This window comes from Paludibacterium denitrificans, from assembly GCF_009707705.1.
Classification (GTDB): Bacteria; Pseudomonadota; Gammaproteobacteria; order Burkholderiales; family Chromobacteriaceae; genus Paludibacterium_A; species Paludibacterium_A denitrificans.
This window is the reverse complement of the sequence record NZ_WLYX01000001.1, coordinates 3,131,675-3,147,453: the sequence shown is the minus strand read 5'-3', so window position 1 is coordinate 3,147,453 and position 15,779 is coordinate 3,131,675. Positions and strand designations below refer to the sequence as shown.

Annotated in this window: 24 protein-coding genes and 2 pseudogenes; 6 read left to right on the top strand and 20 right to left on the bottom strand. The window is 58.0% G+C overall.

Features of this window, described 5'->3' with window-relative positions; translation table 11 throughout:
• Positions 1-14 precede the first annotated feature (14 nt).
• From GKE73_RS20455 to GKE73_RS20445, 3 genes and pseudogenes are all read right to left on the bottom strand, one after another.
• On the bottom strand, positions 15-650 hold the full coding sequence (locus GKE73_RS20455; RefSeq protein ID WP_230371348.1) for a histidine phosphatase family protein: 636 nt from the start codon (positions 648-650) through the stop codon (positions 15-17).
• Between the two features lie 38 nt (positions 651-688).
• Positions 689-2,039 (bottom strand): annotated as a pseudogene (locus GKE73_RS20450) (deoxyguanosinetriphosphate triphosphohydrolase).
• A 164-nt stretch (positions 2,040-2,203) separates the two neighbouring features.
• On the bottom strand, positions 2,204-2,410 hold the full coding sequence (locus GKE73_RS20445; protein ID WP_230371347.1) for a YMGG-like glycine zipper-containing protein: 207 nt from the start codon (positions 2,408-2,410) through the stop codon (positions 2,204-2,206).
• 170 nt (positions 2,411-2,580) lie between these two features.
• Here GKE73_RS20445 and GKE73_RS20440 point away from each other — a divergent pair, with 170 nt between their 5' ends.
• The gene (locus tag GKE73_RS20440) at positions 2,581-2,850 is read left to right on the top strand and encodes a hypothetical protein (protein WP_230371346.1); all 270 of its coding nucleotides are present in this window, start codon (positions 2,581-2,583) and stop codon (positions 2,848-2,850) included.
• Positions 2,851-2,924: 74 nt separating this feature from the next.
• Here the strand turns inward: GKE73_RS20440 and GKE73_RS20435 are convergent, their stop codons facing one another.
• The 6 genes from GKE73_RS20435 to GKE73_RS20410 form a co-directional block, all read right to left on the bottom strand.
• Positions 2,925-3,482 (bottom strand): DUF1415 domain-containing protein, encoded by a 558-nt coding sequence (locus GKE73_RS20435; RefSeq protein WP_230371345.1) that lies wholly within the window; start codon positions 3,480-3,482, stop codon positions 2,925-2,927.
• A 126-nt stretch (positions 3,483-3,608) separates the two neighbouring features.
• Positions 3,609-3,812, bottom strand: a complete 204-nt coding sequence (locus GKE73_RS20430) for a cold-shock protein (RefSeq protein ID WP_230371344.1) — start codon at positions 3,810-3,812, stop codon at positions 3,609-3,611.
• A gap of 245 nt (positions 3,813-4,057) precedes the next feature.
• Positions 4,058-4,654: an HD domain-containing protein gene (locus GKE73_RS20425; RefSeq protein ID WP_230371343.1), complete on the bottom strand. Its 597-nt coding sequence runs from the start codon at positions 4,652-4,654 to the stop codon at positions 4,058-4,060.
• A 424-nt stretch (positions 4,655-5,078) separates the two neighbouring features.
• Positions 5,079-5,249: a DUF1003 domain-containing protein gene (locus GKE73_RS20420; RefSeq protein WP_230371539.1), complete on the bottom strand. Its 171-nt coding sequence runs from the start codon at positions 5,247-5,249 to the stop codon at positions 5,079-5,081.
• 50 nt (positions 5,250-5,299) lie between these two features.
• Complete coding sequence (locus GKE73_RS20415; RefSeq protein WP_230371569.1) at positions 5,300-5,485, bottom strand: hypothetical protein; 186 nt, start codon at positions 5,483-5,485, stop codon at positions 5,300-5,302.
• Positions 5,486-5,605: 120 nt separating this feature from the next.
• On the bottom strand, positions 5,606-6,190 hold the full coding sequence (locus tag GKE73_RS20410; RefSeq protein ID WP_230371342.1) for a hypothetical protein: 585 nt from the start codon (positions 6,188-6,190) through the stop codon (positions 5,606-5,608).
• Positions 6,191-6,428: 238 nt separating this feature from the next.
• Between GKE73_RS20410 and ppnP the strand changes: the two genes are divergently transcribed.
• A complete protein-coding gene (gene ppnP, locus GKE73_RS20405; protein ID WP_230371341.1) occupies positions 6,429-6,740 on the top strand; it encodes a pyrimidine/purine nucleoside phosphorylase in 312 nt (103 codons plus the stop codon).
• A gap of 273 nt (positions 6,741-7,013) precedes the next feature.
• Here ppnP and GKE73_RS20400 read toward each other — a convergent pair whose 3' ends face one another.
• Positions 7,014-7,340 (bottom strand): hypothetical protein, encoded by a 327-nt coding sequence (locus tag GKE73_RS20400; RefSeq protein ID WP_230371340.1) that lies wholly within the window; start codon positions 7,338-7,340, stop codon positions 7,014-7,016.
• A 202-nt stretch (positions 7,341-7,542) separates the two neighbouring features.
• Here GKE73_RS20400 and GKE73_RS20395 point away from each other — a divergent pair, with 202 nt between their 5' ends.
• Genes GKE73_RS20395 through GKE73_RS20385 form a run of 3 tightly spaced genes read left to right on the top strand, consistent with a single transcriptional unit; the run spans position 7,543 to position 8,477 of the window.
• A complete protein-coding gene (locus GKE73_RS20395; protein ID WP_230371339.1) occupies positions 7,543-7,776 on the top strand; it encodes a hypothetical protein in 234 nt (77 codons plus the stop codon).
• Complete coding sequence (locus GKE73_RS20390; protein WP_230371538.1) at positions 7,728-7,949, top strand: DUF1924 domain-containing protein; 222 nt, start codon at positions 7,728-7,730, stop codon at positions 7,947-7,949. The genes GKE73_RS20395 and GKE73_RS20390 overlap by 49 nt, the downstream gene beginning before the upstream one ends.
• Before the next feature lie 12 nt (positions 7,950-7,961).
• Entirely contained in the window at positions 7,962-8,477 is a 516-nt protein-coding gene (locus GKE73_RS20385; protein WP_230371338.1) for a diheme cytochrome c, read from the top strand.
• 64 nt (positions 8,478-8,541) lie between these two features.
• Here the strand turns inward: GKE73_RS20385 and GKE73_RS20380 are convergent, their stop codons facing one another.
• From GKE73_RS20380 to GKE73_RS20335, 10 genes and pseudogenes are all read right to left on the bottom strand, one after another.
• Positions 8,542-9,018 (bottom strand): hydrogenase maturation protease, encoded by a 477-nt coding sequence (locus GKE73_RS20380; protein ID WP_230371337.1) that lies wholly within the window; start codon positions 9,016-9,018, stop codon positions 8,542-8,544.
• Positions 9,015-9,722 (bottom strand): nickel-dependent hydrogenase large subunit, encoded by a 708-nt coding sequence (locus GKE73_RS20375; protein WP_230371336.1) that lies wholly within the window; start codon positions 9,720-9,722, stop codon positions 9,015-9,017. The genes GKE73_RS20380 and GKE73_RS20375 overlap by 4 nt, the downstream gene beginning before the upstream one ends.
• Positions 9,683-10,510, bottom strand: coding sequence for a Ni/Fe hydrogenase subunit alpha (locus tag GKE73_RS20370; RefSeq protein WP_230371335.1), 828 nt, complete (start codon positions 10,508-10,510; stop codon positions 9,683-9,685). Before GKE73_RS20370 ends, GKE73_RS20375 begins: the two co-directional genes overlap by 40 nt.
• 14 nt (positions 10,511-10,524) lie before the next feature.
• On the bottom strand, positions 10,525-11,043 hold the full coding sequence (locus tag GKE73_RS20365) for an NADH-quinone oxidoreductase subunit B family protein (RefSeq protein WP_280955258.1): 519 nt from the start codon (positions 11,041-11,043) through the stop codon (positions 10,525-10,527).
• Positions 11,044-11,082: 39 nt separating this feature from the next.
• Positions 11,083-11,694 (bottom strand): ferredoxin, encoded by a 612-nt coding sequence (locus GKE73_RS20360; RefSeq protein ID WP_376767453.1) that lies wholly within the window; start codon positions 11,692-11,694, stop codon positions 11,083-11,085.
• Positions 11,622-11,798 carry a hypothetical protein gene (locus tag GKE73_RS20355; RefSeq protein WP_230371332.1) on the bottom strand — a complete coding sequence of 59 codons (177 nt, stop codon included), beginning with the start codon at positions 11,796-11,798 and terminating at the stop codon, positions 11,622-11,624. Before GKE73_RS20355 ends, GKE73_RS20360 begins: the two co-directional genes overlap by 73 nt.
• Positions 11,795-12,376 carry an NADH-ubiquinone oxidoreductase-F iron-sulfur binding region domain-containing protein gene (locus GKE73_RS20350; RefSeq protein WP_230371331.1) on the bottom strand — a complete coding sequence of 194 codons (582 nt, stop codon included), beginning with the start codon at positions 12,374-12,376 and terminating at the stop codon, positions 11,795-11,797. The genes GKE73_RS20355 and GKE73_RS20350 overlap by 4 nt, the downstream gene beginning before the upstream one ends.
• 80 nt (positions 12,377-12,456) lie before the next feature.
• Complete coding sequence (locus GKE73_RS20345; protein WP_230371330.1) at positions 12,457-12,969, bottom strand: hypothetical protein; 513 nt, start codon at positions 12,967-12,969, stop codon at positions 12,457-12,459.
• A gap of 170 nt (positions 12,970-13,139) precedes the next feature.
• A pseudogene (locus GKE73_RS20340) lies at positions 13,140-13,562 on the bottom strand (NADH-quinone oxidoreductase subunit NuoE family protein); the annotation flags it as partial.
• Positions 13,563-13,678: 116 nt separating this feature from the next.
• Positions 13,679-14,722 carry a YeiH family putative sulfate export transporter gene (locus GKE73_RS20335; RefSeq protein WP_230371329.1) on the bottom strand — a complete coding sequence of 348 codons (1,044 nt, stop codon included), beginning with the start codon at positions 14,720-14,722 and terminating at the stop codon, positions 13,679-13,681.
• Between the two features lie 115 nt (positions 14,723-14,837).
• Between GKE73_RS20335 and GKE73_RS20330 the strand changes: the two genes are divergently transcribed.
• Positions 14,838-15,707 carry a LysR family transcriptional regulator gene (locus GKE73_RS20330; RefSeq protein ID WP_230371328.1) on the top strand — a complete coding sequence of 290 codons (870 nt, stop codon included), beginning with the start codon at positions 14,838-14,840 and terminating at the stop codon, positions 15,705-15,707.
• Positions 15,708-15,779: the final 72 nt, after the last annotated feature.

Genomic DNA, 15,779 nt, shown 5'->3' with positions numbered 1-15,779 from the left:
TCGTTTAGTGGGTTTTATAGCTCATCCAGCGCGGCTTGCAGATGGCTTTCATCGGCCCATTTTTCCAGCATCCAGACCCCTTCGTTATACGTTACCCAGTTGAGTGCGGCGTTGGGGATGGGGAAGTCGCGTGGGGTGTTCAGCGGTGTGCCGCTCGCCGTGCGATGCAAGATTTCCAGCACGCCGCCGTGGGTGACGACCAGCAGTGTTTGTGCGGGGTGGCTTTGTGCCTGACGGCTAAAACAGCTGATGATGCGTTGGCGGAAGTGGTTGAGGCTTTCGCCTCCTTCCATGTCGTAGTCCGGGTCACGACTTTCGATACGCGGGTAATGCTGTGGCCATTGTCGCTGGATTTCGGCGTAGGTAAGCCCTTGATACTGACCGTAGTGGCGCTCACGTAATTGGGCGTGGTAGTGCGGGGTGAGTTGGTAAAGCTCGGCCAGTGGCGCGGCGGTTTGCTGGGTGCGAGTGAGGTCGCTGACGTGCAGGGCGTCAAAGGTCAGGCCGGTTTGTGCCAGCGCTTGTTGCAGCTGTCGGGCTTGCTTGTGGCCTTGGCTGTTGAGAGGGATGTCCGTATGGCCCTGCAGGCGACGTTCGCGATTCCAGTCGGTCTCTCCGTGGCGGATGATGCAAAAACGGGTGGTAGTCATGGGTGAGATATGTGCAGATAATCAGGTAGCCATCTATTTTACAGTATGCCGACGCCGGAGATTTCCCGGGCCATATTGGCGGCGTAGTTGTCTGTCATGGCGCCCAGCAAGTCGAGCACTTTCATGTAGCCCTGATAAAGGGTGTCGTTTTCGTCTATGTGGCGCTCCAGCAGGCCCATAGCCAGTTGTTGTCGAGGTGTGAGTTTGTCGCGCCCCTGAGTAATGCAGGCGTGTACGGCAGGAACGAGGACATCGAGCAGCGTGGCCATGCAGGGGTAGGCGGCCAGTTCGGTCACCAGTTTGGTGCGATGGCGATAAACCTTGTTGCTGGCCAGTTCCTTGGCGTGAATCAGCGCGTCTTGTACCACTGGTTCGCACAGGTTGATCAGATCCTTGGCGGGAAATTCGCTAAGCCAGCAGTGAATCATGATGCAGCATGAACCTCTGTGCGACTTCAGTGACGCAGCGGCCAATGGCAATGCCACGCAGCATGGCGCATTTCTGTCGGATGTCGTGGATTTCCCAGATGCGCTCGTACTCGGCGAAACCTGCAAACAGCCGCTCGAATTCTTTGAAATCCAGAATGCCGATCTCTACCGCGTCTTCCAGATCAAGAATGGCGTAGCAAATATCATCTGCGGCTTCCATCAGATACGACAGTGGGTGGCGGCACCATTCGCGCGCGCCTTTGCTGATAAGCCCCAGTGTCTGGGCCACCTGTTCGAAGTAGGCGCGCTCGGCCTGATAGATGTTGAACTTGTCACGCAAGCCTGCTGCCGGGGTGTCAGACGTCCGGGGATACTTGATCAGTGCGCCAATGGCTGCACTGGTGAGGCGCATGCCACCTTCGCCGGTATACATCTCCAGCGTGCTGACCATGCGCAGGCCGTGAGCATTGCCTTCGTAGGTTTGTACGTCGCGCCGTTCGGCCGGGCTTAACGCCGACAACAGGTGTTGGTTGTGCTCGGCGCGAAACCAGTCGCGCAGGGCATCTTCACCGGTATGTCCAAACGGCGGGTTGCCGATGTCGTGTGCCAGACAGGCGACTTGTACCACGGCGCCAATGTCGTATGGCGTGTAGCTAAGCTGGCAGGTAGCGGCATCGTTCAGCATCACGCCGACGCGGTTGCCCGGGCTTCGGCCAACGCTGGCAACTTCCACGCTATGGGTTAGCCGGTTGTGGGTGTGGTCGTGCTGCGCCAGCGGATGAACCTGCGTCTTGCGGCCCAAACGGCGGAAAGCGCTGGAAAAAACCACCCGGTCGTGGTCGATATGAAAATCGGTACGTAAGCCCGGGCTGCCTTCTTCGGTGGCCGGTGTGCGCGTGGGTTTGACTTCACCCGCTATCACCTTGAAGCGTTGGGTGGATAACAGTTGCTGCCAGTTCATGGGACGAGCAAGGGACATGGGGTAGCCCGGGTGAGGTCAGAAGTTACGATGATATTCAGTTTGCCCGGCGCTTGAAAGACGGAGGCTTGGTGGATAACAGAAAGGGCCAGCTTAGCTGGCCCTTGGTGCAACGTGGCGGGAGGGAAAACCGCCGGTGTGCGGAATCAGCGGGTGGTCTTGTTGCCGATAACACCGCCGACGGCTGCGCCGCCTACCGTGCCCAGTGCGTCACCACCGGTAAGAACAGACCCCAGAACCGCACCAGCGGCAGCGCCGACAGCGGTGTTGCGTTGTTTGGTGGACATGTTGGCGCAACCAGACAACAAGGACAGGGCCAGCAGGCCAGTTGCCAGAACTTTTACGTTTTTCATGTTAGGGCTCCTCTTGTGGGACGACTATTATGCGATATCAGACGGGGCCAATGAAGCAAAGTTCCGTGTTCAGATGTTAGCAAATGTTACGCCGTGGTTTTATCTCGGCACGTGCTGATGGCTTTCAGTACAATGGCTATCTGATCACAAACCCCTCTGCAGGATATCGAATGAAACGAACCGATCTGGCCAAGAATTTAGGGCTGAAAATCAATGCGAAACTGGCCCAGTCTGTTGTGCCTGAGCGGTTTTCCAATGGCGCTGGCGAGCTGCTTGACAAGAAAGAGCAGCGCAAGCGTGATCAGGCCTTGGGTCTGGTGCCGTTTGCCACCAAGCTGCATATTGATCTGGTGAAGCAGCTCAATGAGCTGGCGCAGCAGCGAGGCGTTGCCGTTGCCGTGCTGGTGGATGAGTTGCTGCGTAAATCTCTGAACGACTGAAATACGCGCAATATGAAACAAAAGCGGCTGACGAGCAGAATTCGTCAGCCGCTTTGTTATGAGAAGTCGAACAATTATTGGCTGGCTTTGGCAAATAGTGCTTTCCAGCCTTCGATGCCGAGTCGTGTCACTGTCTCGATGTTTTTTTCATAAATCATCTCGGCTTGCGGGAACGATTCCACCGCCCGGGCGATACTGCTTTCGCGGATCAGGTGCAAGGTTGGGTAAGGTGAGCGGTTGGTGTAGTTTTCGATATCGTTGACACCGGTGCCTTCGAACTGAAATTTCGGGTGAAAGCTGGCCACTTGCAGTTCGCCATCCAGTTGCAGCTCTTCGACGATGGCGTCGGCAATTTCCAGAAAGTCGTTGAAATCCAGAAAGCGTTGCATGACGTAGGGGTGAATGAGCAGGGTGGTGTCAATCTTGTCGGGGCTGGCTTCGGCCAACGTTTCCAGTTCGCGGCCAAGTTCGACGGCAAGCTGTTCGGCATTGGTGGCGTCACTGACCACAAAGCGCACCTGGTCTTTGATGTAAACGCCCTTGGCGAATGGGCACAAGTTGAGTCCGATGACGGCTTTTTCCAGCCACTCGCGGGTGGCGTCGATGGCTTCTTGGTGGCTAGGTTGTGGCATGGTGTGATCGCTGCGATGAAGGTTGGCGGCGATTTTAACCGTATTTGCGGATGAGTGGTGTGCTAGGCGGTGAAAAACAAAAAACCCGGACATGTCCGGGTTTCTTTCAGTATCTGTAATTAAGAATTACAGAGGCTGGATATTGGAGGCTTGTTTGCCTTTAGGGCCATCAACGATGTCGAAGCTAACGCGTTGGTTTTCAGCCGGGGTGCGGAAGCCTTTAGCGTTGATTTGGGAGAAGTGAGCAAATACGTCGTCGCCGCCTTCGTCCGGGGTGATGAAGCCAAAGCCTTTGGAGTCGTTAAACCACTTAACGGTACCAGTTGCCATTTTGTAAATCCTCAAAACGAGCAGTTAATTAAAGCGCACGAAGTTCAAGGGAAATGGCGACTGAGGTACGGACTAAATGCCACTACGACAACTACACATCCACAACTTGAGCATCCTGCAGCTCCGCATACTGCCTATAGTTGTAAGGGATGGCAAGCTTTTTCTGTGGTTTTTCTTATCAACACTTTGCGTTTTCTGTAAAAGCCCTGAAATTTCATGAGGATGGCGTGGGCTTTCTGCCGCAATCAGCCAAAGTAGTAAGCCTGTTCCGCACGCTCCAGCTCGTGTTGTAGCCAGAGACCGGCATCGGGGCAGGCTGCAATCACTTTGCTTACCGAGGTGGTCAACACCTGTTCCTTGCGTACGCCATTTTCCCGCCAGCTTTGTCCTTGCCGGTGCAGGTTGAGCAGGATGGGCATGAGGCGATCCATGGCATGGGCGTAGCGCGCTTCCGGTGTCTGGCGGTCTTCAAATTCCTGCCACAGCGTGACGATGGTTTCGGATAGCGGGGCCGGTAGTAGCCCGGCGATGCGTTCGACGGCCGCTCTTTCTTCGGCCTCGCGCTCGGCGGCGTTACCTTCGGCATAAACGATGACGTCGCCAGCATCGATTTCACCGATATCGTGTACCAGCAACAGCTGGATCACCCGGTCGATGGCAATGGGTTCACTGGCAAAGGGTTGCATGGTGAGTGCCAGCAATGCGACTTGCCAGCTGTGTTCGGCCGAGTTTTCGTAGCGTTCGATGGTGACGGGTTTGTTCTTGCGTAGCACGCCCTTGAGTTTGTCGATCTCGATAATGAAGCTGATGTGTTGCTGTAATGAGGCAAAAGACGCCGTCATGTCAGGTCTCCGGATTTTCGGCCAACCTTTACTTGGCTGGCGACTGGCTGGTGCGATTTGCGGAACAGGTGCTTGCAATGAGCGGGCCGTCACCGCTGGTTTGGATGGGTGATCGGCCAGGGCGTGCATGATACTCCGCCCGGCGCAGGCGTTACTAAGAGAGCGATGAAACTTTGTGGGTCGTGGTGCAGGGATGAGGCGGGTCTCCGGCCGTGATGGCCGAAGACCGTATGGGATTTCAACGGCTGGGGGTGTCTGACGCCGAGGTGCTGGAGTCTTGTTCGGCATCCGGCGTGACGCGTTCCAGCGTGGTGCGTTGCAGTCGCTTGATCTGGTCCATGTCGGACAGCACCTGCCGGTGAGGTGATCAATGCGTTTATGCAGCTCCGCGATGGAGGTTTCTGCCTTGAGGTTGACTTCGAAGTCACGCAGCATGGTCATGCGGTCGCGGGCGGCCTCGGCGGTTTTGCGACATCATGATGATCGGGGCTTGAATGGCTGCCAGCATCGACAGGATCAGGTTGAGGAATACATAGGGGTAGGGGTCAAACGCGTGCGACTGCAGCACAGCTGTGTTGAGTACGGCCCAGCCCAGCAGGAAACCGGCAAACAGCAGGATGAAGGTCCACGAACCGCCGAATTCTGCTACCCGGTCGGCCGGCGTTCGCCAAAAGTAATGCCGCCCACCGGCAGTGATGCGTCGGTGCGCGTGGCCTGTAAGCGTTTGGAGATGCGTGTCAGCGCCTGAAGTTCGCGTTCGCCCATACCTTCGAGGCCGGTATTGAGCAGGTGTTCGGCAAGATAGCGGATGTGTCGGTTGTCTTGTTTCATGGTGCGGTATCCCGTGATTCAGCCATGTCGGTCGGCCGTTTTCGGCCAACGTGTGCGCTTCGGTTCGGTATGTTTATGAAGCGCGCGTAGTGTAACGTAATGGTGTGGCTGAAAGTGTAGTTATTGTGTGATTGTTTGCACTGGCCGGGTCTGAAGTAGGCGCACGTGTATTGCCTGTGTATCCGGCACCTTCCAGACGCGGTGGATATGCCCCATGTCTCGCGGGTAGGCGTTGTTGAGTTTCATCTCGGGTAGCAGGGATAAATCAAACTGAATTTCGCCTAGATAGACGGTTTCGCTTACTGCAACACTAAACGGTGCGGCCAGCGGAAAGGTCTGGTAGCGATGCTGTGCCCACATGCCGCTTGGTTCGTTCCAGTGTGCCCAAGCTTGCGCCGCCTGATAGCGACCGGGCGTTAGTGTCAGCAGGATCAATTTGCCTTCCACCGGCGACATGCCTTGTTCGCCAAAGACGGTGTCGGTATTCATGTCGGCCAGTTGGTTTGTTACGTAGCGCCCGTGGTCGTCGGTAATCTGTACGTAAGCGGTGACGCTGTCCGGATCAAAGGCTTTGGCCGTGAGCGACAAGATGGCGTAACCGTGCCCGTCGGGCGGAGTAAGCGTGCCATTCAGGCGGGTTGCCATGCTGGTACAGCCAGCGAGCAGCAGGACGACAAGGGGTATCAGGATTGCGTTGCGTAACATGTGGCCTCCGATTTTGTGCTGTGCGGTCGGACCCATTCAGGCGGTGTCAGTCAGTCTACGCCGGATGTGAGGCCAATGGCATGTCTGGGCAAGGATGAGTGGCCGGTTTTGCTCTGGATGGCATCGTGACGACCATTTGCGGACAGATGCCGGAGGCGAAGCAGGTGAGCGCTGGCCCGGCTTGTTGTATGCTAGCCCCCCTTGTTTTACGACAACACACTCGACAAAAGGAGAAACCATGGAACAGTTTGACAATGTCAGCGTCAGCAAACGGGCAAATGTGTATTTTGATGGCTTGTGTGTCAGCTACACCGTGACGTTGGCCGACGGCACGCGCAAAACCGTAGGCGTGATTCAGCCGTCCAAGCTGGTGTTCAATACCGGCGCGCCGGAAGTGATGGAACTGGTGGAAGGGGAATGTCGTGTGGTGCTGCCGGGCGAGAGCGAGGCCAAGACTTTCAAGGGCGGCGAATCCTTCAGTATTCCCGGCAATAGCTCGTTCAATATTGAAGTGGTCTCGGCGCTGCATTACGTCTGCCATTACGGCTAAAGGTGAAACCGGCCGCGCGTCACCATGACGCTGGCCGGTTTGCAAGGTTGGCCGAACCTCTGGTTTTTTTCGGCTAACCTTGTGGTGGTGCGATGGTGCTCAGGCGTTGGTGGCGGCGGTTTTGCGCCGCAAACCACGAATCATGTTGAGCATTTGCATGCGGCGGAAGGCGAGCAGCCAGCCCACATGCAAACCAACCGCACCCAGTGTGACATTGGCAGCGGCTTCATGCCATTCCTCCAGCGCATCCGAGCGGCTTCCCCAGCCTGCTTTTTAAGCGCCGTCATCATCATCGTCCATGTCTTCTGCCTGCGCCGCCGGGACCAGCAACGTGGTGCCATCCTGCAGAATGCGGGCGTTATCCACCAGCATCAGGCCGGTTGCCGAGCTGGCCAGAATACCCAGCAACAGCAACACCGTCAGACACTTGCCAACCAGCGCCGAGCCGGGCTGACGCAGCATGGCCAGTGTCGGCATCAGCGGCGGGAAGCCGCGTGTGCGCAACACAGCCAGCACGAGCCGTACGGCAATAACGGCGATCAGACCATATCCCAGCCAGACGTGGGCGAGCCCCCCGTCGTCGCCTGTGAGATAAGCCAACAGGAAAAAAGCGGCCAGAAGCCAGTGAACCAGTCTGAGTCGATTGAAGGGTGCCATGATTATGTCCTTGTGTTTTTTCGCACTGTAGCCGTGGCACCTTAACGCCAGCTTAACCGCATCACGATAATGGTTTTGTTGATTAAGCTAGCGTTAAGACTGGGTCAGTAAAGTGGCAAGCCCATACTTGTATAAGGGGCTTACCATGATGTTTCGCTATGCCGCCGTGTTGGCGCTGGGGGTTATGCCGCTGGTGCACGCCGGTAGTCTGGATGTGCAGCTGGAAAACTATCGTCAACAGGCCAAGGCCGCGCAACCGGGGTTTAGTGGCTTCTCTGCCAGCCGGGGCCGGGCGTTCTACCTGAAAAAAATCAGAAAAACGGCAAGACCATCAGCTGCGCCAGTTGCCACACCTCCGACCCGAAGCGCGAAGGTTTGACGCCGGCGTACCGCAAGATCGGCCCGATGGCGCCGGTGGTGAATCCGCAGCGCTTTACCGATAGCCGCAAGGTGGAGAAATGGTTCCGCCGTAATTGTGACGACGTACTGTCGCGCGAATGTACGCCGCTGGAAAAGGGCGACTTCCTCACCTTCATGGCTTCGATACGATAAGAAAGAATTCCCATGCGCACCTCGCTACTCAGTTTCATCGGCCTACTGATGCTGGCCACCACCGTGCATGCCGACGACGACCACGAAGAACATTTCAAGTCCAAGCACGGTCATCATCAATACAACACAGCCGCTCCGGTCAATGCCACTCGGAAGACCGAATGCGGTAGCTGCCATATGGCTTACCCGCCGGGCATGTTGCCGGGTAAGTCGTGGAATGCCCTGATGGACAATCTGCCGCGCCACTTTGGCAGCAATGCCTCGCTGGACAAGAAGTCCGAACAGGAAATCCGCCAGTTTCTGGTTTACGCGTCGGCCGACCGCGATACCCGCCCGCTACGCCCGGCCGAGGCAGCGAAAACCAATATTCGCATTACCCGTACCGGGTGGTTCTTGCATAAGCACGATGAGGTCAGCCCGGCCGTGTTCCGCCGCAAATCCATCGGTAGTGCCGCCAACTGCATGGCATGCCATAGTGGTGCGGACAAGGGTAATTATGACGAACACGCGGTGCGTATCCCGCGCTGAGTCTGAATACCGTTGGCAGATTGGGGGACTCCAGTCTGCCAGCGGTAGTTTGGTGTGAATGTTTTTAGACGATGGTGCGGTGCGTGCCGGTGCACCACTGGCACAGAAACGGCCAAGCGGCGGCCATGCCAGCTTGTGCCATGTCACTGGGTGGCTGTCCCAATTCAAACGCCTCGCCCTGGATGGTCAGTAATTCGGTCGGTGGCGCTGGTTGCTGCATCAGTCGTTGGTAAAGTGCCAGCAACTGCTGTGGCAAGACGCTGTGCGTACTGTAATGGCTGCTGTCGATCGGGCTGACGCGCTCACAGGCAAAAGGTGTGGCGCTGTTTACGCTGGCGTCGATGAACAACACCCGTTGTCGTCCGGCCAGATCCAGCACCTGTTCGATGTTGAGCTGAAAGTCGCTTAACACCTCTACGTGGTTGATGGCGTGTTCGGCCAACCAGCGTTGCAGCCGTTCGGCCAACAGTGGCCCGATGGCATCGTCGCCACGACTGGGGTTGCCGATACCAATCACCAGCAGCGGCGCAATGGCGCTCATACCGTCACGTCCCGGCGTAGTTGCCCGTCACTATCCTTGATCAGGCAGTCCACCAGAGAGCCATCGGCATTGATGGCTTCGATGCGTAATGGCATCTTGCCCATGGCGTGGGTCGCGCACGACAGGCATGGGTCATAGGCGCGGATGGCCATTTCGATGCGATTGAGCAATGGCTCGCTCAGTTCGCGCCCGTCAAATTCTTCTGCCGCCACCGTGCGGACCGATTCGTTCATCGCCTGATTATTGCTGGTGGTGGAAACAATCAGATTGGCCATTTCGATCAGGTCGTTGTCATCAATGCGGTAATGGTGGAACAGCGTGCCACGTGGTGCCTCGATGACGCCAACCGCTTCGCGCACGCCATCGCCTTGCGCCCGCAGCTGGGTATCCAGCAAATCAGGGTCATCCAGTAGTTCCGCGATGGCTTCGGCGCAGTGAAGCAGTTCGATCATGCGTGCCCAATGGTAAGCCAGCGTGGCCTGTACCGGCGCACCGCCACCCAGTGCCATGAATTCCTGCCGGGCGGTTTCGGCCAACGGGGTGGTGATGTAGTCACAGTTGTTGACGCGAGCCAGCGGCCCTACGCGATACCACCCCCGCTCCGGGCCGAGGGCGATCAGAAAAGGGAACTTCATGTACGACCGGGGTTTGACCTGCTCGTGGATCAATTCCGCGTAGCGCCGGGGATCGGCCTGATCGAACAACAGCGAGCCATCAACGCGTCTGGCGCGCAGTTTGCCGTCGTAGAGTTCCGGGCGCCATCCGGCCCCACCAGCGACAGGAAGTTGGACGGCGCGGCGGCGAAATCGCGGTGAGTGGGGCCAGCCAGAAACAGGCGTTTTGCCAGCGCCAGACCCTGTTGTGCCCAGCTCAGTACGTTCGGCAAGTCCTGTTGCAACAATAACCGATCCGCCGCGTTCAGCGGCTTGTTGAAGCCGCCGGGAATGGAGCCGGTGCCATGCACGCGTTTGCCAGTAAGCACGCGGATGATTTCTTGCCCGTATTTGCGCAGCCGGATGCCCATCATCCCCAATTCCGGTGCGTCGTGCAGCACGCCAGCGATGTTGCGATGTTTGACATCATCGGCGGTACCAAACAGCAAATCCGGCGAGGCGAGGTGGAAGAAGTGCAGGGCGTGGGATTGTAGTAGTTGGCCGAAATGCAGTAACCGGCGCAAGCGGGTGGCTGCTGGTGGCACCGGAGTGTGGCCGAGCACAAACGCATCGGTGGCTTTGGAGGCGGCCAGCAGGTGGCTGACCGGGCAGATGCCGCACAGCCGCTGTACCAGCGTGGGTACTTCCCAGAACGGTCGTCCCTGAATGAACTTTTCAAAACCACGAAATTCGACAATGTGCAGCCGGGCTTGTTGCACGCGCCGTTGCTCATCCAGCAGCAGCGTGATCTTGCCATGTCCTTCCACCCGGCTGAGCGGGTCGATCACCACGCGGCGCAGGCCATCGGGTTCGGCGGCGGTTTCCAGATGTTCGTACATGGGCGTGGTCCGGGTCAGTCAAAGCGGCGCAAGGGGTAATCCAGTTGTGGTGGGCGACCTTCATGCAGCGCGCTGAGTAGTTCGAGGAAAGCCTCAGCCGGTGGCGGGCAGCCGGGCAAAACATAGTCTACCGTGACCAGCTCATGAATCGGGTACACCTTGTCGAGTAATGACGGCAGTTCCGGGTCATCGGGAAGTAGTGGTGAATCCAGACTGACGCCCCGGCCATAGGCTTCTTGCAGGCAGGCACTGGCGGTGTAGTGATTACGCAAAGCCGGGATGCCACCGGTGAGGGCGCAGGCGCCAACCGCCACCAGCGTGGTGCAGCGTTGGCGGAATTCGCGCAGCACTTGCACGTTGTCGGTGTTGCACACGCCACCTTCCACCAGCCCGATGTCCACGCCGCTATCGGCCAGTTGCTTGATGTCGGTGAGCGGGCTGCGGTCCAGTTCCACGTAGTCCAACAGGTCGGACAGCCTCTCATCAAGATCCAGAAACGACATGTGGCAGCCAAAGCAGACACGAGCGAGCAGGTGGCCAGACGGAGTTTTCGTGGCATGGTGGCTTTCCGTTTACGCTTCGTCCGGTTGATGGTGGCCGACGCAGGCGATGGTTGCCTGGTCGTACAGTCGTTCGCCAATCGGGCGGGTGTAGCCCTGACGCTTGATCAGGATGGCGCCAACCGGGCAGACATGTGCAGCCCGGTCGCTGGTTGTCAGCGTGCTGTCTTTGAGCAGGCCCGATGGGGCATCCACGACCAGCTGTGTCTTGCCGCCACGGCCAGTGAGGGCAAAGACATGCTTGCCATCCAGCTCCCTGCTGGCGCGCACACATAGCTCACACTGGATGCAGCGATCACGATCGAGCAAGATTTCGGGGTGCGAGGCATCCAGTTCCCGCTGCGGGTAGATGTGAGCAAAGTGCGAATCCTGCATGCCGACGAAGTAGGCCACGGCCTGCAATTGGCAATTACCACTGCGTTCGCAGCTGGGGCAAAAATGGTTGCCTTCAACAAACAGCATCTGCACCAAGCGGCTGCGCAGCTGCTGTATGGCATCGCTGAGATTTTCGACCACCATGCCTGCCTCGGCTGGCGTCGTGCATGAGGCCATCAGTCGGCCATTGACCTTGACGCTGCAAACGCGGCAACTGCCATGGGCGCCAAGCTCCGGGTGATAGCACAGGTGCGGGATGTAATGGTAAGCCCGGCGGCGGCCTGCATGATGCTATCGCCGGGTGTGAACGCCAGCGGGTTGCCATCCAGCAACAAGGTGGTCGTGTTGCTCATGGCGCGGGCTCCGTTGTGTTGGCGGGTGCCGGTTGCCGCGTTTCGGCCAACCTTGCTTCCAGATCGAAACCCGCGATGGCGTCGTTTGTGCTCAGGCGTGCTTCATAGAGCGCGCTAAACCGCAGCAGGCTGTCGCGTAACGGGTTGGCAGCACTTTGTCCCAATCCGCAATGGCTGGTTTGCCGCATGATTTCACCAATCTCCTCAATGTCGTTCAGTTGTTGGCGGCTGCCATGGCCGCTACATAGCGTGTCCATGGCACGTTGCAACAGCTGTGTGCCAACGCGGCAGGGTGTGCAGAAACCGCAACTCTCAAAGGCAAAAAAACGGGTGAAATGACGAGCGATCTCCAGAATGTCGCGTTGGTGATTAAACACCATGAACGAACCGCTGGTTGGTAAATCCTCGTAGCAAAGATGGCGCTGAAACTCGGTTGGGGCGATCAGGCAGCCCGATGGCCCGCCCACCTGTACCGCTTGTACGTTTTGGGCGCCGCAAGCCTCCAGAACCTGTTGCACCGTTACGCCCGGGGGGAATTCGTACAGCCCCGGCCGGGCAACATCGCCCGAAATGCTCAACACCTTGCTGCCCGGCGATGCGGGCGTACCGTAGCTGGCAAAGGCGGCAGCGCCGTTTTGTATGATCTGCGCGGCTTGTATCAGGGTTTCGATATTGTGGCAAAGCGTTGGCTTGCCCGGTATCCGGCATTGACCGGAAAGGGCGGTCGCAGCCGCGGAATGCCGCGTTTGCCTTCCAGCGATTCGATCAGTGCGGTTTCTTCGCCGCAGATATAGGCCCCGGCCCCGAGATGAATGTCGATTTCAAACGCGTTATCCGTATCAAGCAGCCGCGCCCCAAGTAACCCGGCGGCGCGGCGTCTGGCCAGTACGGCATGCAGATGTGGCAGCAGATATTGGTATTCTCCGCGCAGGTACAAAATGCCGCGCTGGGCGCCGATGACCCAACCCGCCAGCGTCATACCTTCAAATAATGCATCGGCCTGCAGGGTGAGTAATGCCCGATCCTTGAAGGTGCCCGGTTCGCCTTCATCGGCATTGGCAATGACGAAACGCTGGTCGGCCGGGGTGTCTCTGGCGTGTTGCCACTTTTGTGCGCTGGCAAACCCGGCGCCGCCGCGGCCGCGCAGTCCGGCTGTCTTGATGTGCTGCAAAACCGTGTCGGCACCCAGTTGCCACGCTCGGCGCAGTACACTGCCCGGTTTGATACGGCAGCCGAGCGTGGGGCCCGGTGTACGGTGTTGTTGATGTGAAACCAGCGGCGCGGCCAGTTGGCTACCGGGACGCGTTGTTCTATCAGCTGTGCCATCCGCCCGGCTCGACCCGGGGTTAGCCGGGTAAGCGGCAGGCCATTGATCAGCGCAGCCGGGCCTTGGTCCGCCAGACCAATGCAAGAGGTCAGGTGTAGCGACACACGGCCATCGGCGCGGCAGTGGCCCAAGTCAATGCCCAGCCGCTGCTGTAAGCGCTCGAGAATAGCCATGTTGCCGTCGAAGCGGTCGGTGATGTTGTCCGACAAGCGCAGGCAATATTCGCCTTGCGGCGTGCTGCTTAGTAGATGGTAAAACTCCACCACGCCACGGACCTCGGCCACTGGCCGTTTGAGCTTTGCCGCAATCTGCTGCTGGGTGGTTGGCGATACGCAGCCCGGGGATTGCTGCGCGGCATGCAGCAGCGGCCATAAACTGTCTTCGGCTGTCTCAGCGGCAGCCGAAAGGTTGGCCGAAAGAGCGTGGGGTGCGGTCATGCGGCAGACTCATCGCAAGCGGAATCGATGCCATGAGTATAGGCGCTGGCCAACGGCAGCGACCAGCTGCTGCCGCATTGTGCTGGCAAACTGTTTTGGGCTTGCCTTCAAACGTTTTAGGCGAAATGCGTCAGTGCCTGCCCGATCAGTGCATTGATCAAACTTCCGCCCAGCAATAACCAGCCAAACAGAATCGTCGCCAGCCATAACGGTTTTGGCCCGGCCGCCCGGATGGCCGAGACTTGTGTCGTCAGTCCCAGTGCAGCCATGGCGGTGGCTAGCAGCATGTTGTCCAGCATTAGCAGATTCTGAGTGAGCGTCACCGGCAGCAGATGTAGCGAGTTAACGCCAGTCATTAGCAAAAACCAGAGCGCAAACCACGGCACGGTAATGGCCGAGCGTTGGCTGGTGTGTTGCGGGCGACGGCGGGCAAGCCAGGCCGAAAGCCATAACAGAAACGGTGCCAGCATGATCACGCGGATCATCTTGGTGATGACGGCAGTATTGGCAGCCTGTTCGCTGATGGCGCGCGCAGCGGCTACCACCTGTGCGACTTCGTGTATCGTCGATCCGGCAAATATGCCGTAGCGTTGCATGCCGGGAAGAGGCAGCCCAAGCAGTTGCAGCAGGTGGAAACCGAGCGGATAGAGAAACATCGAAACAGTGCCAAATACCACCACGGTGGCGACGGCAACCGAGACATGCTCGGTACGTGCCTTGAGAACCGGCTCGGTCGCCAGTACGGCTGCGGCGCCACAGATCGAACTGCCAGCCCCCACCAGAATCACCGTCTGTTCATCCAGCTTCAGCCATTTTCGGCCAACCTGAAAAGCCAGCGCAAACGTGCTGCTCAGCACCAGCGCATCAATCAATACCGCACTCCAGCCCACCTGACCGATGTCCTGAAACGTGAGCCGGAAGCCATACAAAATGATCCCGGCGCGTAACAGTGTCTGCTTGGACAGGCTGACGCCTCCATGGCAAACCATCGCCATGCGCGGGTAGAGCGTGTTGCCTATCAGCATGCCAAGCAGAATCGCCAGAATCAGCGCAGAAAGCCCCCACTGCTGCATGATTGGGGTCGCGGCGAGTCCAATGCCTGCGCCCGCCAGCGCGCCTGCCAGCAGTATCCCCGGTACTATCTCGACAAACTTTCGCATATACAAATTCCAAACAAGTCTATGGTGAGACTTTATTGATTTTTGTATAGTGATAAAAACGGATAAAAATACTTTTAATCATTAAAAAAAATAATGATTTATGTGAGAGGCCATGATGACGTTCAAACTTAGCCTGCGCGAACTGGAGGTGTTTGTTGCCGTCGCCGACCACGGCACAGTGACCGAAGCCGCCTCGAAAGTGGCGTTGACCCAATCGGCCGCCAGTCAGGCATTGCAAATGCTGCAGCAAGGGTTGGGCGTCACGTTGTTTGATCGGGTAGGGCGCCGTTTGCAGTTAAACGAACACGGTCGACTGCTGCTGCCGCGTGCCCGTGCGATGCTGGCCAGTGCCCAAGAGATGCAGAATCTGGTCAACGATGAAGCCATTCATTTACGACTGGGTGCCAGCACCACTATCGCCAATTATCTGCTCCCCGCGCGACTGGCCGCCTTTCGTCAGCGCTATCGACAATCGCGCGTACAGTTGCAGGTGGGCAATACCCAAGCCATTGTTGATGCGGTGGCCACGTTTCAGGTGGACATGGGCTTGATCGAAGGCTCGTGCCATCATGCCGAAATCGTGGTGACTCCTTGGCAAGAAGACGAGCTGGTCGTGGTGGTAGCAGGTCAATGGGCCGCTGCGCAAGGCGACGGACCGCTGGGGCTTGCGTCACTGGTCGGGATGCCCTGGATCGTGCGGGAAACCGGTTCCGGGACGAGAGAAGTGGTCGAGCAGCAACTCTTTCCTGTTCTCGGCTCCGTCGATGTGGCGATGGAGTTGGGCGACCTCGAAGCCATTAAACATACAGTGGCGGCAGGATTGGGGGTGAGCTGTCTGTCACGCCATGTCGTGGCCGACTTGCTGGCAAACGGCAAGTTGGCCGAAGTCCGGCAAGACGCATCACAGCTGCGTCGGCCATTATTCTGCATTCGTCATCGCGACAAGGCTGTCACGCGCGGCATGGATGTGATGACTGCTATCTGAACGGTGCATATTACCGGTTACTAATCGACGAAATAACGAGTAAGCCCAGCGTGAAGGTGCATTACGCCGAAG

What these genes read in the sequence shown, in the direction of transcription:
- GKE73_RS20385 (WP_230371338.1), top strand. Translation starts at nt 7,962, where the DNA reads ATGCGCACCTCGCTACTCAGTTTCATCGGCCTACTGATGCTGGCCACC.
- GKE73_RS20435 (WP_230371345.1), bottom strand. Translation starts at nt 3,482, where the DNA reads ATGCCACAACCTAGCCACCAAGAAGCCATCGACGCCACCCGCGAGTGG.
- GKE73_RS20410 (WP_230371342.1), bottom strand. Translation starts at nt 6,190, where the DNA reads ATGTTACGCAACGCAATCCTGATACCCCTTGTCGTCCTGCTGCTCGCT.
- GKE73_RS20440 (WP_230371346.1), top strand. Translation starts at nt 2,581, where the DNA reads ATGAAACGAACCGATCTGGCCAAGAATTTAGGGCTGAAAATCAATGCG.
- GKE73_RS20430 (WP_230371344.1), bottom strand. Translation starts at nt 3,812, where the DNA reads ATGGCAACTGGTACCGTTAAGTGGTTTAACGACTCCAAAGGCTTTGGC.
- GKE73_RS20445 (WP_230371347.1), bottom strand. Translation starts at nt 2,410, where the DNA reads ATGAAAAACGTAAAAGTTCTGGCAACTGGCCTGCTGGCCCTGTCCTTG.
- GKE73_RS20425 (WP_230371343.1), bottom strand. Translation starts at nt 4,654, where the DNA reads ATGACGGCGTCTTTTGCCTCATTACAGCAACACATCAGCTTCATTATC.
- GKE73_RS20415 (WP_230371569.1), bottom strand. Translation starts at nt 5,485, where the DNA reads ATGAAACAAGACAACCGACACATCCGCTATCTTGCCGAACACCTGCTC.
- GKE73_RS20355 (WP_230371332.1), bottom strand. Translation starts at nt 11,798, where the DNA reads ATGAGCAACACGACCACCTTGTTGCTGGATGGCAACCCGCTGGCGTTC.
- GKE73_RS20335 (WP_230371329.1), bottom strand. Translation starts at nt 14,722, where the DNA reads ATGCGAAAGTTTGTCGAGATAGTACCGGGGATACTGCTGGCAGGCGCG.
- GKE73_RS20370 (WP_230371335.1), bottom strand. Translation starts at nt 10,510, where the DNA reads ATGTACGAACATCTGGAAACCGCCGCCGAACCCGATGGCCTGCGCCGC.
- GKE73_RS20380 (WP_230371337.1), bottom strand. Translation starts at nt 9,018, where the DNA reads ATGAGCGCCATTGCGCCGCTGCTGGTGATTGGTATCGGCAACCCCAGT.
- GKE73_RS20330 (WP_230371328.1), top strand. Translation starts at nt 14,838, where the DNA reads ATGACGTTCAAACTTAGCCTGCGCGAACTGGAGGTGTTTGTTGCCGTC.
- ppnP (WP_230371341.1), top strand. Translation starts at nt 6,429, where the DNA reads ATGGAACAGTTTGACAATGTCAGCGTCAGCAAACGGGCAAATGTGTAT.
- GKE73_RS20395 (WP_230371339.1), top strand. Translation starts at nt 7,543, where the DNA reads ATGATGTTTCGCTATGCCGCCGTGTTGGCGCTGGGGGTTATGCCGCTG.
- GKE73_RS20455 (WP_230371348.1), bottom strand. Translation starts at nt 650, where the DNA reads ATGACTACCACCCGTTTTTGCATCATCCGCCACGGAGAGACCGACTGG.